This is a genomic window from Primorskyibacter aestuariivivens (assembly GCF_028023675.1).
GTDB classification, from domain to species: Bacteria; Pseudomonadota; Alphaproteobacteria; order Rhodobacterales; family Rhodobacteraceae; genus Marinovum; species Marinovum aestuariivivens.
The window spans coordinates 101,073-116,429 of record NZ_JAQIOZ010000001.1 but is presented as its reverse complement, the minus strand read 5'-3'; the positions used below and the strand labels follow the sequence as shown (position 1 = coordinate 116,429).

The window sequence follows — 15,357 nt, the reverse complement described above, 5'->3', positions numbered from 1 at the left end:
GCCGCGACGCTACAAGCGCAGGCCCCCCGGTGCAATGGTCGTCTTGCGAGCACAAGCCCGGCCCCCTAAGGTAACGCGGCGGGTCAAGGGAGGACGTGCCGGTGAGCCAGAAGACGCCCACGCAGAAAGACGCATATACGATGGTGCTCGATGCCATCGACATGGGGGAATACAAACCCGGTGACCGGCTGGTTGAAAGTGATCTGGCCGAGAAACTGGGGATGAGCCGCACGCCGATCCGCGAGGCGTTGCAACGCCTTGAGACGCAGTCGCTGCTGGCGCGGGACGGGCGGTCGTTGATCGTGGCGTCGCTGGATCACAGCCAGATGGCCGAGCTTTACGTGGTGCGCGCCGAACTTGAGGGGTTGGCGGCCCGGCTGGCGGCGCGCCATGCCACGGAAGAAGAGGTGCGGGTCCTGCGCGACATGGTGGAAGAGGATGCGGCGCTCCGGTCCAATCCAACGGCGCTGGCCCGTGCGAACCGGCGGTTTCACAAGCAGATCCACCTTGCCTCGCATAACCGCTATCTGGTGCAGCAGCTTGACCTGGTGCACCGCTCCATGGCGCTGATGGCGACCACGTCGCTGGCCGCCGAAGGGCGCGGCGACAAGGCGCTGGAAGAACATGACGCCATTGTTCGCGCGATCGAGGCGCGCGACGAAGAGGCGGCCTGCGAGGCGCTCAAGGCGCATATCTCGGTGGCTTTTGTCACGCGGTTGAAACACGACAACAAGCTGGACTGAACCGGCCTGGCTATTGTCCATGCTCCAGCGTGGCCGATCCAAGCGCGTGACCATGTTCGGTCTTGTCCCAGAAAAACGGTTTGCGCAGCAATTCCAGCAGCGCCTTGTAAGCGGCCACGCTGCCCAGCGGGAAATAGAACATCAGCGTCGGCACCCACGGTATCAGGTGGCGGTGGCGCGGGCTGGCCACGGCGGCGGCCCCGATGATCAGCCCCAGCACTTCTGTCAGCAGGAAAAGCGCGGTGATCGCCGTCATCATTCCGGGTGACATCCAGGCAGACAATGGGTGCGAAAATCCAAGCACCACCAGCCAGAAGGACCAGAGCACCGGAGCCAGGACGAACTGGCTCAGCGCACCAAGGAAGAACACCTGAAACCCGATGAAGCGTTTGGCGCCAAGATCGCGCCAGAGCCGGGCGGGGCGGCGCATATGGACGCGGTAGGTGCACATATACCCCTTGAGCCAGCGCGAGCGCTGCCGGACCCAGGGCCACCACCGGCAATTCGCCTCTTCCAGCGTGACGGTGTCCACCATTTCCGTCCGGTAGCCGCGTCGCGCCAGCCGCATGCCAAGATCGGCATCCTCGGTCACGTTATGCGCGTCCCAGCCGCCCAGTTTTTCCAGCACCTCGCGGCGGAAAAACACCGTGGTGCCGCCCAGCGGAATGGCAAAGCCCAGCCGCGCCAGTCCCGGCAGGATGATCCGGAACCACGAGGCGTATTCAACCGCGAAACAGCGCGCCAGCCAGTTGGCGCGCGGGTTGTAGAAATCCAGAATGCCTTGCAGGCAGGCAACTTCGGGCGGGGCGGTGGCAAAGCGCGCGGCCACGCATTCCAGCTGGTCGGGGGCGGGGTTGTCCTCGGCGTCATAGATGCCGACGATCTCGCCGTCGCAGAACCCCAGCGCATAGTTCATCGCCCGGGGTTTGGTGGTGAGCGACCCGCCGGGCACGGTGATCGTGCGGATCCACGGTGGCAGGTTCGTCCTGGCCAGTGTCTTATGGGTTTGCTCGTCGGCTTCTTCGAGGACCAATACGATATCCAGCTTGGATTTGGGGTAGGTCAGCCGCCGCAATCGTTGCACCAATGTCTGCGCGATGGAGGTTTCATCATAAAGCGGCACAAGAATCGAGATGCGCGGCAGCGCTTGTGGTGCCGGGGCAGCGGGGGTTTGCGGCATCACCGGCCCCATGAGCCGCGCGACACAGGCCGCGCCTTTCAACAAAGCCACCGCAATCAGCGTCAGCGCCGCCCAGCCCGCCGCCATGCCATAGAACAGCGCGGGTGCCATAAGGATAAGACCGCCCAACACCACCGCCGCCCCGGCCGCGAACAGCATCTGGCGGCGGTTGGCAATCACATGCAGACCCCGGCAGCTTTCCTCGTCATCGACGGTCGTTTCCGCGCGCAGGGTCAGGGTGTCGACATGGGCCGCGGCGATGGCGGCGTGAATATCGTCCTCCGTGGCCAGCCCCATGACCACGGGCCCGAAGGCATCGGGAAGCAGCGCGTGCATGTCTTCGAACAGATCGGGGCGGGATGTGGCGATGACCAGCGTACCGCCCAGTTTGAGCCAGGGCAGAATGCCGTGCTCAAGGCAAAATGCGGGGTCAAGCAGCTTGCTTAGGGCAGGGTCAGGCGGGTTTTCCCGGGCGGACAGGTGAATGGCAGCCCATTTTGCCGCCTGTGCCTGCAGGATCTCGGTCTGGCTGGCCAACCCTTCGGCCAGCAGCACCTGATGAAAGGGCGCTGCGCATTGGGACTGAATGGTCAGCGCACGCAGCTGTTCCTCGCGGCTCAGGACCCCGGTATCAACAAGGATTTCACCCAGCGGCCGCTGGTAATGCGGGCCAAGCCGTGCGGCCTGCGGCCCTCGCAGCTTAAAACTGAGATTCGACATTTCACCGGCCCTCTGTCCTGTGGGCCGAGCATGTGCCAAAATGGTTTAATTCTTCGTAAACAGAAGCTTAACAGATGGTTAACGCGACCCTGTCCCGCGAGCCGCGCCGCCGGGTCAACCGCGCGCGGCCATGGCATCCGCGAATTGCTCGAACAGGTAGAAACTGTCCTGCGGGCCGGGGCTGGCTTCGGGGTGGTGCTGCACCGAATAGACCTTGCGCGTGCCAGAGTTCAGCGCGATGCCGCAATTCGACCCGTCAAACAGCGATACATGCGTCTCGACCACATTGTCGGGCAGGGTGGCGGCGTCCACGGCAAAGCCGTGGTTCATCGAGGTGATCTCGACCTTGCCCGACACCTTGTCCTTGACCGGGTGGTTGGCCCCGTGATGGCCGTGGTTCATCTTGATCGTGCGCCCGCCAAGCGCCAGCGCCAGCATCTGATGGCCGAGGCAAATGCCAAAGATCGGCAGGTCGGTGTCGTCCAGAAGCGTCTTGATCATCGGCACGGCATATTCGCCGGTAGCCGCCGGGTCGCCGGGACCGTTGGATAGGAACACACCATCGGGCTCATGGGCCAGCACCTCTTCGGCGGTGGCTGTCGCGGGCAGCACCGTCACGTCACATCCCGCCGAAGCAAGGCAGCGCAGGATATTGCGTTTCGCGCCGTAATCCACGGCGACAACCTTGTGCTTGGGCGCTGTCTGGCGGGTATAACCCTCGGGCCAGGCCCAGCGCATTTCGTCCCAGCGATAGCTTTGGGCACAGGTCACTTCCTTCGCCAGGTCCAGCCCTTCAAGCCCGGCAAAAGCGCGGGCCCTGGCGACCAGCGCCTCGGTGTCGAACTTGCCCTCGGGGTCATGGGCCAGCGCCACATGCGGCGCGCCCTGTTGCCGGATGGCGCGGGTCAGGCGGCGAGTATCGACGCCGCCAATGGCAATGCGCCCACGCGCGGCCAGCCACTCGCCCAGCTCCTGTGCGGCGCGCCAGTTGGAGCTTTGCGTCGGCATCCATTTCACCACCATGCCCTCGGCCACCGGTTCGCCGGTTTCGTCATCATCGGGGTTCACGCCGACATTGCCGATATGGGGGAAGGTAAAGGTCACGATCTGGCCCGCATAGGAGGGGTCGGTCATGATCTCCTGATAGCCGGTCATGGCGGTGTTGAAACACAGTTCCGCCACGCTGATCCCGGTGGCCCCAAATCCCTGACCGTAAAAAACGGTGCCATCGGCAAGTGCAAGACAGGCGGTGGGGGTCTGATCGGCGCGCGCGGTCATCGGGCGACTCCATTTTTGGCAGCTGGGGGCAAATTGGCGCGAACCTATGCGCAAGGCGCGGGCGGGTCAAGGGCAAGTGCCGCGCTGCTCAAATTTTGACTTTTCATTATTTATCAATACCTTAATGGCGCGCCCCCGGCATTGCGTCGCTGTGGTGCATCGCGTATTGTCCGAGGCTGGTAAAAACCCATGGGGATGGGACATTATGGAACTACGTGCGGAAATCAACGCCGCCCTGAAACAGGCGATGAAAGACAAGGCTGCGGACCGTCTTTCGACTCTGCGTCTGATCAATGCCGCCATCAAGGATCGCGAAATCGCCATGCGCGGCGAGGCGGATGAAAGCCCGCTGGTCGAGGCGGATGTGCTGGCCATTCTTGGCAAGATGGTCAAACAGCGCCAGGAAAGCGCACGCACCTATGAAGAGGGTGGGCGGCTGGATCTGGCCGAGCGGGAATTGAACGAGATCGGCGTGATCGAGGAATTCCTGCCACGTCAGCTCAGCGACAAAGAGGTCGACAAGGCCGTGGACAATGCCGTGGAGCAGGTGGGCGCAAGCTCGATCCGCGATATGGGCAAGGTCATGGGGTTGCTCAAGTCGCAATATACCGGGCAGATGGATTTCGGCGCGGTGGGGCCCAAGGTCAAGGACCGGCTGGCGCAGCAGGGTTGAGCACCGCTACAGGTTCAACGAAAATTCAAGCTTGATCCGGTCGATCTCGGCCGGGTCGGTGACGCGGTAGCGCTGGACAAATCGTGTCTTGAAGCCGACGCGCCCGCGCCGCGCGCCGAAATTGTCGCCATGGTTGAGCAGATAGGTCACCATCGGGCGCGAGAACGGACGGAGGCCACGCCCCGCGAGCTTGGCCAGATACGGAAACATCCGGTGTTCGTGCTGGCTCATCTCGTGCAGGAACGCCACCTCATCTGCACCATTGGCCAGATCATAGCGCAGCGCCGCGCAGGAGCCGCAGAGCTTCCAGAACGGTTTGCGCAGCGGGTGGCGAAGACTGCGCCGCCCGGCCAGCCCAATGGCACCCGCGCCCTTGTCCAGCACATAACCCGTTTCCACCAGATACCCGCCCGGGGCCTGGGTTTGCAGCATCTCGGCGACCAGTCCGGGATGCGCGATGTCATCGGCGTCAAAGGTCATGGCATAGCCCGCCTTTGGGGCATGGTCGGGCAGGGCGCGCGTGAGGGCGGAGAGCTTGCGCCATTTGTCATTGCCCTCGACCGCCTCGCTAAAGGGCAGGAAGATGATGCGCGGATCATCGGGCAATGTATCGGGCCGGTCCTGACCGCAGATGATCGCCGTCCAGTTCGGGTCGCTCTGGGCCAACAGGCTGTTTAACGTATCGCCCAGCCGCGAAGACGTGCCGGGCCAGTCCTGCACATGGTGTTGGCCCACCAGCGGGATGAGGAACACCGCAGTCGTGGCCGGAGCCTTCGGTCGGGTTGGTCGCAGCGCCAGCGCCGCGCGTTCCGAGGCTTGCAGCGCATCGTCCCGCTGCAACAGCCGTTCCGGCCCGATGAGGGCGCTCAAAAGAAGTAGCCGGGCGCGCCGGGCCTTGGGGGTTGCAGGGGTCTGGGCCATGTCGCCTCTTACCGCGCAGAGCGGGTGCGCGCCAGCCGAAGCGTCAGCTCATCATAAAGCGATTTGCGCTCATCCTCCGACAGGAAGGCCCCGATCTCGACCTCGCGCCCGGCCCCGCGCAGGGTCACGTAATGCGGCACCGGCCCGCCCTTTTCATGCATATGCGGGCTGGCCCAATAGGCGTTGCAGGCCCAGTTCTGATCCGGGCCGCGCGGGTTGTGGCGGGTCAGGGTGATTTCCTCGGGGCCAAGGCGCAGCACCTCGAGGATGCTGGCATCGCGCTGATTGCGTTTGAGCGCGTACCAGATGCCGCCCACCGCGAGCAAAAGGAACGGCAACAGCCCCCAGAGCAGGATCGTTCCCAACAGCGGAAACAGCGGGATACAGATCAGCGTGAAGGTGGCCAGAATAAAGGCCGCAAAGCCGCGCGGCTGCAACGACTGATGGGGCCAAAGCGTGAGCTCGGTCTCATGTCGCGCGGGGTTATCGGACCATGCATAGGGCATGATCCAGATATAAAAACCCGTGCCGCAAAGTCGATGAATATTTCTGTCGCGCAGCGCGTGTGAGGGGGGCGCGCGAACCGGCCGGGTGGTCGGGGACGGCCAGGGGTTGGTCCCGACCGGTTCGGCAATGCGATAGCCACAGATCGGAAGCGGCGGCGTATCGCGGGGAGGGGATGAGCCTGAACAAGGCGCATCCCGTCCAAATGAGTGTCGCACATGGTGCGCAACGCGGATGTGACGCCGCTCACAAGCGCGCGTGTTCTGTCGCGCGTCAAATGCAAAAGACCCCGCCGATCAGGGCGGGGTCTTTCCGGTGTTTCAAGCTGTCGGAGCTTAGTGGGCGTGGCCCTTGTCCCAGTCTTCCTGCTTGGGCAGGATTTCAAAGGTGTGCTCCGGCGGCGGGCTGGGCAGGGTCCATTCCAGCGTATCCGCATATTCGTTCCAGTAGTTGTTCCGGGTCTCACGTGCACCACGCAGCAGGGCGTGGGCGACGATGTAGAAGAACAGCAGGAACGAGGCGAAGGACAGGAAAGCGCCGATCGACGACCAATAGTTCCAGGTGGCGAATGCCTCCGGATAGTCGATGTAGCGGCGCGGCATGCCCTGACGGCCGAGGAAGTGCTGCGGGAAGAAGGTCAGGTTTGCACCGATGAAGAACATCCAGAAGTGCAGGTGAGCCAGCTTTTCCGAGTACTGACGGCCGGTCATTTTGCCGAAGTAGAAGTAGATGCCTGCAAAGATGCAGAACACGGCGCCCAGCGACATCACGTAGTGGAAGTGCGCAACCACGTAGTAGGTGTCGTGATAGGCCCGGTCCACACCGGCCTGCGACAGCACGATACCGGTCACGCCGCCCACGGTGAACAGGAACAAGAAGCCCATGGCGAACATCATCGGCGCCTTGAAGCTGATCGAACCGCCCCACATGGTGGCAATCCACGAGAAGATCTTGACCCCTGTCGGGACCGCGATGACCATTGTGGCCAGCATGAAGTAGGACTGCTGGGTCAGCGACATGCCGACGGTGTACATGTGGTGTGCCCACACGACAAAGCCCAGAGCACCAATCGCGATGATCGCCCAGACCATCGGCAGGTAGCCAAAGACCGGCTTGCGCGAGAAGGTCGCGATCACGTGGGAGATGATGCCAAAGCCCGGCAGGATCACGATGTAAACCTCGGGGTGGCCGAAGAACCACAGGATGTGCTGGTACAGGATCGGGTCACCGCCACCGGCAGGATCAAAGAAGGTCGTGCCAAAGTTCCGGTCGGTCAGCAGCATGGTGATGGCGCCCGCCAGAACCGGCAGCGACAGCAGGATCAGCCACGAGGTGACAAAGATCGACCAGGAGAACAGCGGCACCTTAAAGAGCGTCATGCCCGGGGCACGCATGTTCAGGAAGGTGGTGATCATGTTGATCGCACCCAAGATCGACGACGCACCCGAGACGTGCACCGCGAAGATCGCCAGATCCATGGATAGGCCGCCCTCATTGGTGGACAGCGGCGGGTAGAGAACCCAGCCCACGCCCGAGCCAAGCTGGTCATTGCCGCCCGGTGCAAAGACCGAACACACCGCCAGCGTGGTGCCAGCGACATAGAGCCAGAAGGACAAGTTGTTCATCCGCGGGAAGGCCATGTCCGGCGCGCCGATCTGCAACGGCATGAAATAGTTGCCAAACCCGCCGAACAGCGCCGGGATAACCACGAAGAACATCATCAGGATGCCGTGCGCGGTGATCAACACGTTCCAGAGGTGGCCATTGGGGGTACATGTTCCGGCCTCTGCGGCGAACATGCGAGCGCCCTCAAGGCACATATATTGCACACCGGGCTCCATCAGCTCCATGCGCATGTAAACGGTGAATGCCACCGAGATGAAGCCGGCAAACGCAGAGACGATCAGGTACAGGATACCGATGTCCTTGTGGTTGGTCGACATAAACCAGCGGGTGAAGAAACCACGCTGATCTTCATGCTCGTGGCCGTGAATGGCGGCGTCTGCCATGTCTCGTGCCTCCTGCTAGACAAAACATGGGCGCGCGCACCATAGCCCGCACCCGGAATCTCATTCAGGTTCTAGAATGCTACCCCGGTGACGGCAACGGGTCAGTTTGACTTGGATCAAGAAAAAATGTCGCGGGGGCGGGGAGCCTGTTTGTTCCGAAATCTTTTGAAGATTTCGGTTCTTCCCAAACGCACACAGCAAAAAGGCCACCTGTACGGCGGCCTTTCCGATTGTCGCGAGCGATGGGGTTTACCCCACCAGCCCATTATCATCGCGTTTGACCACGATCACCGAGGAGCGCGGCAGGCCTTCACCATCGGGCCAGGAGCCGCCCGGGTGCTGGATGCCCACAAACATCGAGCGGCGGTCAGAGGACCAGGCCAGACCGGTCACTTCCGAACCGTTCGGCCCGGTCAGAAAGCGCACGATCTCGCCGGTCACCGGGTCGCCCACCAGCATCTGGTTGTTGCCGTGGCCCGCGAACTCGCCTTCGTTGCTGTCATCGCCATCGGTCTGGATCCAGACCAGCCCGTTGGTGTCAAACGCCATTCCGTCGGGCGAGTTAAACAGGTTGCCCGCGTTCACGTTGTCCGAGCCGCCATAGACATTGTCATACACATCCGGGTTGCCCGCCATGACATAGAGATCCCAGTCGAACGTGTCGGCTGCGTGATCGTCGTTATGCGGACGCCAACGCACGATTTGACCGTATTTATTGGTCTCACGCGGGTTCGGGCCGTTCACGGGCGTCTCATCGCCGCCCGCATTGGGCTTCATGCCGCGGTTCTTGTTGTTGGTCAGGCAGCAATAGGCCTCGACCGCATGCGGGTTGGCGGAAATCCACTCGGGACGGTCCATGGTGGTCGCGCCCACTGCCGATCCCGCCTGACGGGCAAAGATCAGGATCTCGGCCGCGTCCATGCCGGTGCTTTCCGGCGTCAGCGTGATCCAGGCACCGGTGCCGTCATCTTCGAACCTAGCGACATAGAGCGTGCCGTCATCCAGCAGACCTTCGGTCGAGCCGCCCGGGGCGAAGACACCATTGGAGACGAATTTATAGAGGAATTCGCCCCGTTCATCATCGCCCATATAGACAACGACACGGCCATCGGCGGCCAGCACCACCTCGGCATTCTCATGCTTGAAACGGCCCAGACCGGTATGTTTGACCGGGATGCTTTCGGGATCGGTCGGGTCGATTTCGACCACCCAGCCTGCGCGATGCGGTTCATTGGGGTTTTTCGACGTGTCAAAGCGCGGATCATGCTTGTGATAATCATAGCCCCAGCCATCGGTGCCCACACCATAGCGCGAGAAACCGGCGGTGACCTTTTCGGTCACTTCCGGCTCGGCTGTTGCGCCGAAATAGCCGTTAAAGTTCTCTTCACAGGTCAGGTAGGTGCCCCAGGGCGTCTTGCCAGACCCGCAGTTGTTCAGCGTGCCCAGCGACGCGGTGCCGGTGGGGTCCGCGTCTGTCTTGAGCAAGTCATGGCCAGCGGCGGGGCCCACGATCTTCATCGGGGTGTTGTGGTGGATACGGCGGTTGAAGGGGCTGTCCTTGACCACTTGCCAGCCGTTGTCGCCCTCAACCACTTCCATCACCGTTACACCCTGCAGGTTCTGCAGCTTGAGCACGTCACCCGCATTTGCCGGAACGCCGTCCTGGCCGGCAGGCAGGTTGATCTTGCGGTTGGTGTATTCGTGGTTGATGGCGATCAGTTCGTGACCTTGGTAGGAAAAGGTCTCCATCCCGTCGGTATTCTCGCCAAAGATGCGGTCTGAGCCGTCCACCGGGCCGCCCTCGGTCAGGTCATAGCCCTCGGAATCCGAGAACAGCGCATCGCCCCAGCGCGCCAGCACATGGTGGCTGTAGCCTTCGGGCACGTGAATTTCGAAATCGGTCTGAATGGCGATCGGCTTGAACGGGAAGCGGCTCGCCGCGACCATGGCCTCGGCAGAGGTGGAGCCCAGAAGCCCCGCACCCATCACAGCCGCGCCCGAGCCAAAGGCCAGCGCGCCGCCAAGGAACCCCCGGCGGGAAATGGCGCGTTCAACGACGCGGTCGAAATCATTCTCTTCGGGGCGGGGGAAGTTCAGCTCATCCCAATCGTCGGCGGAGAGCATGGCTTTGTCGATATCCTGCATGGCGTATCCCTGTGTGAAATCCGTCGCTGCAACCTCGCAGCGCTTGCCGCGATAAGGCCCGCGCGTTGCGGCGGTGTGACAGTTTCAACAAGGAATCATGACAGGATGTGGATAACCCCCTATGCCGCGCGCAGCGCCCTTACTGTGCCACGCGCAGCGCCCCAACGCGGGTCGCGTTCACGCGCCGTCCTCTGCCGATGCAGCGCGCATGTCCGGGGCGCGCAAAACCGGGTTCCACTTTTACGCGCTATGCTCTAGCTGCGCTCCTCGTCCGGGTCGGTCCTGATTTCAGGGTCGCGGTAATCGCCGGGATCGAAATCGTCGAGATCATAGGCCTCGGTTTCCTCGCCAATCGCGGTGACATGGGTGGTGCCGGTCTCTTCGTCATAGCTGAGCCCGTATTCCGCCCGTCCCTCGGAGCGGTAGCGCACAAGCTCATGAATGGCCGAATAGAGAAAGGCCAGGGCAAAGGGGGCCAGGATCAGGGCGGCGATCAGGCGGGGCTCCATGACGGTGCTCCGGTGCAGGTGTGTAACGCCGCAACGTGGCGCGAAGCCGTGAGTCGTTCAAGCGCTTTCTGCGCCCCCCGGGGCTGCGTGAAAGTTCAGAAGTTCATTCACCGCGCAGTAACGCCCCATGCCTGTGCGCAGCCGCGGGCTCTCTGCTCAGTGCGATTTTATGAGTGTGCCGAGATATGTGCGCGTCTCCGCATCCCAGGAACTCGGATCCTCACCATGTGCGATCACGGCGTGCAGTTCCATCAGTTTCCACACTTCGTCTTCGGTTGCGGCGCGGACCTCGCCCGGACAGGTTTCCATCCCCTCACAGTCGCGGCAGGCGTAAGAATAGGTCTTGCTCATTGGGTCTCTCCTCTTTTGGTCCCAGACAGTCGCGTCAGAACTGATCGAAACTCGGCAATCCGTCGGCCAGCTTTATCCACGGCTGTTTGTGCGAGACAAAAACATGCGTCTCCGGCTTCGCTATGGACGGATCGTCCAGCGTTGCCGTCGCAAACCAGGCGTCCGCGCCCCAGTCCTGTCCGTCTACCTCGCCTTCTGCTGCGTAGGTCAGCGTCGTGCCGCACTCTCCGCAAAAGCCGCGGCGCACGCCCGGTGTTTTCTCGATGTGCTTCAGGCCGCCCTTGGTGATTGTAAAATCTGCCAGAGGCACTTTGGACCAGGTGACAAAGGCCCCCCCGAGCGCAAGCTGACAAGAGCGGCAATGGCAGTGCCCGGACCATTTCGGTGGGCTTGCGATCACATAGCGAATGGCGCCGCAGTAACATCCACCTTTTAGTTTTTTCATCTCGTCACTCCCCGGAAAATGGCTAATTTCATTCGCATTATTGAAAAGATTTCGGATTTATGCGATTCATTAATTGTGACGAAGCATTAGAAATACTATCGTATGGATTGGTTGAACCTGCCCCCTTTGAACAGTCTGCGCGCCTTTGCCGCTGTCGCGGGTGCCGGAAGCTATGCCGAAGCGGCGGATCATCTCAATGTCACCCAGGCGGCGGTCAGTCAGCAGGTAAAGGCCCTGGAACGACGGCTCGGCGTCGCGTTGGTCGCGCGGGTCGGCCGGGGTATCGAGTTGACGGAGTCTGGCGCGCATCTGGCACGCGACCTTGAAGCGGGCTTCGACATTATCAACCGGGGTGTTGCGCGGATCAATGAAGCGGCGGCTGCAAGGCCGGTTCAGGTGACCATGTCACCGGCTTTCGCCGTCGAGTGGTTGATGCCGAAAATAGGCGAGTTTCAGCGGGCGCATCCGGAGATTACCTTGATGCTGAATCCCACGTCGCACGTCGTAGACCTCAGGCCGGGGGGCATCGACATCGCGATCCGGTACCGTGACAGGCGCCGGGTAGAGCCAGACAGCGAAGCCTTTCTGAAGACAGACATGGTGGTCATCGGAACGCCGGATTTGGCTGGTGAGCGGACCGGGGCGGACCTGGCGTCCCTCGCCGAATTGCCCTGGCTGCAGGAGCTGGGGACCAACGAGGCCGCCGATTGGTTTACCTACCACGGGATTGTCCCTAAGAAACCATTGCAGATCAATCATATGCCGGGCAATCTCATCATGCCAGCGGTGCGGCGTGGCGACGGTATTACTTATACGGCCCGCGCCTTTTTCGTGGATGATCTGGCGGCTGGCCGTGTCGTGGAGCTGGCGTCTGAAACGCTTTTCGGTTTCTACTACATTGAAACGGGCCCGGGCGAACCACGGACTGACGTCATGACATTTCTGAAGTGGCTGCGCACAAAAGCCGAAGTGGTAACAAAGCCCGCCTGAGGCGTGCCAAACGCCATTGCGATAACCAGCTTCGGGTGCCGTCCAGTGTCGATAGCGTCTCTTTAATTTGCTGGAGCGGATTGGCTGCCAAACACCTCCTCAAAGCGCCGTTTCAACGCCACATCCACATCCGCCATGGTCACCGGCAGGCCCAGGTCGACCAGCGAGGTCACGCCGTGTTCAGTGATCCCGCAGGGCACGATGCCGGTGAAATGCTCCAGGTCCGGTTCCACGTTGATCGAGATGCCGTGAAAGCTCACCCATTTGCGCAGGCGAATCCCAATAGCGGCGATCTTGTCCTCCTGGGGCTGGCCGGTCACGCCCAGCGGCTTGTCACCCCGCACCACCCAGACACCGACGCGTCCGTCGCGGATCTCGCCCTTGACGTTGAACTCGTCCAGCGTGGCGATCACCCATTGCTCCAGTTGCCGCACGAAACAGCGCACGTCGCGGCCCCGCTTGGCGACGTTGAGCATGACATAGGCCACCCGCTGCCCCGGACCGTGATAGGTGTATTGACCGCCACGTTTGCTCTCATAGACCGGGAAACGGTCCGGGTCGGTCAGGTCCTCGATCCGGGCCGAGGTGCCCGCCGTGTAGAGCGGGGGGTGTTCGACCAGCCAGATCGCTTCTTCTGCCGTGCCTTCGGCAATCGCTGCCGCGCGGGCTTCCATGAAAGCAACGGCCTCGTCATAGCCCGTCAAACCTTCGCTGATGATCCATTCTACCATAGGGAGACAACTTTATTGCTTGCTTGACTTTGGAAACGCAATTCCCGGAAACTGACGCTAATTAGGACTAATGGTATTTGGGGAATCACGTGATGGTTCCGTGCATTTGAGGAGAAGAACATGGTGAAACGTTATGCATTGAGCGCTCTGGTGGCTGCAAGTCTTGTTGTCACACCGGCCTCGACGGCGCTGGCCAATGACGCGCTGATCGGCGGTCTTGTGGGCGGCATCATCGGCGGGGCGATTTCGCAGGGGGCGCAGCAACGCACGACCACCCGCAAGGTTTACCGCAAGACGCCGAGCGTCAACACGGCCCAGCGCCAGCAGGTGCGTGAGGTGCAGACGTCGTTGAACTATTTCGGCTTTCCGGCAGGCACACCCGACGGCGTGAGCGGGCGCAAGACGCGCAGCGCAATCTCCCAGTATCAGGCGCATCTTGGCTACCCGGCCACGGGCCAGCTGACGCAGTTCGAACGCGATTTCCTGATCTCCTCCTATTACCGCGCGCAATCGGGCGGGGCCACGACAGCCCAGCTGATCGCGTCGAACCCGCAAGGGGTGCGCGGCTTGCTCATCGTTTATCGTGACGAACAGCTCAATGGCGGCACCGGCACGGCGACCGCGTCCATCGGCGGTCATTACGGGCTGCCCAACGTGGTGGCGGCTGCGGTGCATGAGATCGCCAAATCCTCGGACCCATCTGCTGAACAGTTGGTCCAGCGCCATGGCTTCATCCAGCTGTCGGATATCAACGGGGACGGCCAGACCGACTATATCCTCGACACCTCGGTGACCGGCTCGGCCTTCTGGTGCAACGCCCAATCCTGTGCGGTGCGGGTCTTTGCCTCGACCCCCAACGGATATGAGCGCAACGATTTCCAGGCATTCAACGTGACACCCGCGATGTTCAGCTGTACGCGCGGAACCTGTTCCAAGACCGATGGCGGCACGCAACTGGCCACAGCGCAGATGCTGCCGCAGCAACCGGCACCGCAACAACAGCCGCAGACCCAGATGGCAGCCGCGCCGGCACCGCAGGCCAATGCCATCGCAACGCCCGTTGCCACGGCGCAGCCGGTGGTCTCGAACCCGGCGGCACGGGCCGCGAGCGCAGCTGCGCCCGCACTGCCCAACTTCATGGGCGGGCAACAATCGGCCACCGTGTCGCTGGCCTCGCATTGTAACAAGGTCAACCTGCTGACATCGACCAATGGCGGCTTTGTCACCGAAGGCACGATGACCGATGCCAACCTGGCGCTGAGCGAACAGTTCTGCCTGGCGCGCACCTATGCGATTGCCGAGGGCGAAGAGATGATCGCCAAGGTTCAGGGCGTCACCCCGGACCAGATCGCGCAGCAATGCCAGGGCTTTGGTCCGCTGCTCAAGGAACATGTGGCCGCGGTATCGCTGCAATCGCGTGACGAGGTGCTGCGCGGTGTGTCGGGCTTTGTGCTTGGCTCGGGCATGTCGCCGGCACAACTGGCGGCAACGGCCAAGATCTGTCTCTCGGTCGGCTACCGGGTCGACGATATGGATGTGGCCATGGGCTCGGCGCTGCTGCTGACCTCGATTGGCAACCAGCCCTATGCGGAACTGATGGGGCACCACCTGAGCCAGGGCATCGGCGCGTCCAAGCGTTCGGACCTCGCGCTGGTCTGGTACGGCACGGCGCTTGACGCCATCGCAGGCGGGGCCGAGCCGGTCTTTGCCCCGGCGCAACCCGGACGCACGGCGCTGATCGAAAAGGCCTCGGCCATGCTGGGCGGTGCGCCCGCCAATGCTCCGACGGCTGTGCCCGCAGCCCAGAACGGGGGCGGTCTGCCGGTGTTTACCATCAGCGAGTGACCCGCCGATCTGAGCGATTGAGCAAGGGCCGTGCAGGACGCGCGGCCCTATTGCTTTGAGCGGGCACCACGGCCCGATCCGTGCCGTGGCCCGGGGCATGAGACAGCGTTCAAAAAACATCTCGGGGCTGTTCTTTTGCTCTTGGCATTGGCGGATCAATTGGCTACACCCCGCGCACCAATTCAAGTGCGGTCGTGGCGGAATTGGTAGACGCGCAGCGTTGAGGTCGCTGTGGGGTAACTCCCGTGGAGGTTCGAGTCCTCTCGACCGCACCAAGGTCCACTCTGATGGGCCCTCGGTGATCCCCTGATCT

The 15,357-nt window shown here is 62.2% G+C and carries 14 protein-coding genes and 1 tRNA gene; 5 read left to right on the top strand and 10 right to left on the bottom strand.

Going from position 1 to position 15,357, the window contains the following annotated elements; all coding sequences use genetic code 11:
• Nucleotides 1-101: 101 nt before the first annotated feature.
• Nucleotides 102-743, top strand: a complete 642-nt coding sequence (locus PGB28_RS00605; protein ID WP_271419526.1) for a GntR family transcriptional regulator — start codon at nucleotides 102-104, stop codon at nucleotides 741-743.
• Between the two features lie 10 nt (nucleotides 744-753).
• Here the strand turns inward: PGB28_RS00605 and PGB28_RS00600 are convergent, their stop codons facing one another.
• The gene (locus tag PGB28_RS00600) at nucleotides 754-2,643 is read right to left on the bottom strand and encodes a glycosyltransferase family 2 protein (protein WP_271419525.1); all 1,890 of its coding nucleotides are present in this window, start codon (nucleotides 2,641-2,643) and stop codon (nucleotides 754-756) included.
• A 114-nt stretch (nucleotides 2,644-2,757) separates the two neighbouring features.
• Nucleotides 2,758-3,921 (bottom strand): glutamine-hydrolyzing carbamoyl-phosphate synthase small subunit, encoded by a 1,164-nt coding sequence (gene carA / locus PGB28_RS00595; RefSeq protein WP_271419524.1) that lies wholly within the window; start codon nucleotides 3,919-3,921, stop codon nucleotides 2,758-2,760.
• A 205-nt stretch (nucleotides 3,922-4,126) separates the two neighbouring features.
• On the opposite strand from carA, the gene PGB28_RS00590 reads away from it, so the two are divergent.
• Nucleotides 4,127-4,594, top strand: a complete 468-nt coding sequence (locus PGB28_RS00590; RefSeq protein ID WP_271419523.1) for a GatB/YqeY domain-containing protein — start codon at nucleotides 4,127-4,129, stop codon at nucleotides 4,592-4,594.
• A gap of 6 nt (nucleotides 4,595-4,600) precedes the next feature.
• Here the strand turns inward: PGB28_RS00590 and PGB28_RS00585 are convergent, their stop codons facing one another.
• The 7 genes from PGB28_RS00585 to PGB28_RS00555 form a co-directional block, all read right to left on the bottom strand.
• The gene (locus PGB28_RS00585) at nucleotides 4,601-5,515 is read right to left on the bottom strand and encodes a glycosyltransferase family protein (protein ID WP_271419522.1); all 915 of its coding nucleotides are present in this window, start codon (nucleotides 5,513-5,515) and stop codon (nucleotides 4,601-4,603) included.
• A gap of 8 nt (nucleotides 5,516-5,523) precedes the next feature.
• On the bottom strand, nucleotides 5,524-6,021 hold the full coding sequence (locus PGB28_RS00580) for a DUF2244 domain-containing protein (RefSeq protein ID WP_271419521.1): 498 nt from the start codon (nucleotides 6,019-6,021) through the stop codon (nucleotides 5,524-5,526).
• A gap of 333 nt (nucleotides 6,022-6,354) precedes the next feature.
• On the bottom strand, nucleotides 6,355-8,028 hold the full coding sequence (ctaD, locus tag PGB28_RS00575; protein WP_271419520.1) for a cytochrome c oxidase subunit I: 1,674 nt from the start codon (nucleotides 8,026-8,028) through the stop codon (nucleotides 6,355-6,357).
• A 249-nt stretch (nucleotides 8,029-8,277) separates the two neighbouring features.
• Nucleotides 8,278-10,173 carry a PhoX family protein gene (locus PGB28_RS00570; protein WP_271419519.1) on the bottom strand — a complete coding sequence of 632 codons (1,896 nt, stop codon included), beginning with the start codon at nucleotides 10,171-10,173 and terminating at the stop codon, nucleotides 8,278-8,280.
• Between the two features lie 254 nt (nucleotides 10,174-10,427).
• Nucleotides 10,428-10,682, bottom strand: a complete 255-nt coding sequence (locus tag PGB28_RS00565; RefSeq protein WP_271419518.1) for a hypothetical protein — start codon at nucleotides 10,680-10,682, stop codon at nucleotides 10,428-10,430.
• Between the two features lie 156 nt (nucleotides 10,683-10,838).
• A complete protein-coding gene (locus tag PGB28_RS00560; RefSeq protein WP_271419517.1) occupies nucleotides 10,839-11,033 on the bottom strand; it encodes a DUF1059 domain-containing protein in 195 nt (64 codons plus the stop codon).
• Nucleotides 11,034-11,067: 34 nt separating this feature from the next.
• Nucleotides 11,068-11,478, bottom strand: a complete 411-nt coding sequence (locus tag PGB28_RS00555; RefSeq protein ID WP_271419516.1) for a GFA family protein — start codon at nucleotides 11,476-11,478, stop codon at nucleotides 11,068-11,070.
• A gap of 102 nt (nucleotides 11,479-11,580) precedes the next feature.
• Here PGB28_RS00555 and PGB28_RS00550 point away from each other — a divergent pair, with 102 nt between their 5' ends.
• The gene (locus PGB28_RS00550; RefSeq protein WP_271419515.1) at nucleotides 11,581-12,468 is read left to right on the top strand and encodes a LysR family transcriptional regulator; all 888 of its coding nucleotides are present in this window, start codon (nucleotides 11,581-11,583) and stop codon (nucleotides 12,466-12,468) included.
• A gap of 62 nt (nucleotides 12,469-12,530) precedes the next feature.
• On the opposite strand, the gene lipB is transcribed toward PGB28_RS00550, so the two are convergent.
• On the bottom strand, nucleotides 12,531-13,199 hold the full coding sequence (gene lipB / locus PGB28_RS00545; RefSeq protein ID WP_271419514.1) for a lipoyl(octanoyl) transferase LipB: 669 nt from the start codon (nucleotides 13,197-13,199) through the stop codon (nucleotides 12,531-12,533).
• 120 nt (nucleotides 13,200-13,319) lie between these two features.
• Between lipB and PGB28_RS00540 the strand changes: the two genes are divergently transcribed.
• A complete protein-coding gene (locus tag PGB28_RS00540) occupies nucleotides 13,320-15,044 on the top strand; it encodes a peptidoglycan-binding domain-containing protein (protein ID WP_271419513.1) in 1,725 nt (574 codons plus the stop codon).
• Between the two features lie 188 nt (nucleotides 15,045-15,232).
• Nucleotides 15,233-15,319, top strand: a tRNA-Leu gene (locus PGB28_RS00535).
• The last annotated feature ends 38 nt before the right edge of the window (nucleotides 15,320-15,357 follow it).

Bases quoted from the DNA above. Each gene is read 5' to 3' on its own strand.
- PGB28_RS00600 (WP_271419525.1), bottom strand. From the start codon at position 2,643: ATGTCGAATCTCAGTTTTAAGCTGCGAGGGCCGCAGGCCGCACGGCTT.
- carA (WP_271419524.1), bottom strand. From the start codon at position 3,921: ATGACCGCGCGCGCCGATCAGACCCCCACCGCCTGTCTTGCACTTGCC.
- PGB28_RS00590 (WP_271419523.1), top strand. From the start codon at position 4,127: ATGGAACTACGTGCGGAAATCAACGCCGCCCTGAAACAGGCGATGAAA.
- PGB28_RS00585 (WP_271419522.1), bottom strand. From the start codon at position 5,515: ATGGCCCAGACCCCTGCAACCCCCAAGGCCCGGCGCGCCCGGCTACTT.
- PGB28_RS00580 (WP_271419521.1), bottom strand. From the start codon at position 6,021: ATGCCCTATGCATGGTCCGATAACCCCGCGCGACATGAGACCGAGCTC.
- ctaD (WP_271419520.1), bottom strand. From the start codon at position 8,028: ATGGCAGACGCCGCCATTCACGGCCACGAGCATGAAGATCAGCGTGGT.
- PGB28_RS00570 (WP_271419519.1), bottom strand. From the start codon at position 10,173: ATGCAGGATATCGACAAAGCCATGCTCTCCGCCGACGATTGGGATGAG.
- PGB28_RS00565 (WP_271419518.1), bottom strand. From the start codon at position 10,682: ATGGAGCCCCGCCTGATCGCCGCCCTGATCCTGGCCCCCTTTGCCCTG.
- PGB28_RS00560 (WP_271419517.1), bottom strand. From the start codon at position 11,033: ATGAGCAAGACCTATTCTTACGCCTGCCGCGACTGTGAGGGGATGGAA.
- PGB28_RS00555 (WP_271419516.1), bottom strand. From the start codon at position 11,478: ATGAAAAAACTAAAAGGTGGATGTTACTGCGGCGCCATTCGCTATGTG.
- PGB28_RS00550 (WP_271419515.1), top strand. From the start codon at position 11,581: ATGGATTGGTTGAACCTGCCCCCTTTGAACAGTCTGCGCGCCTTTGCC.
- lipB (WP_271419514.1), bottom strand. From the start codon at position 13,199: ATGGTAGAATGGATCATCAGCGAAGGTTTGACGGGCTATGACGAGGCC.
- PGB28_RS00540 (WP_271419513.1), top strand. From the start codon at position 13,320: ATGGTGAAACGTTATGCATTGAGCGCTCTGGTGGCTGCAAGTCTTGTT.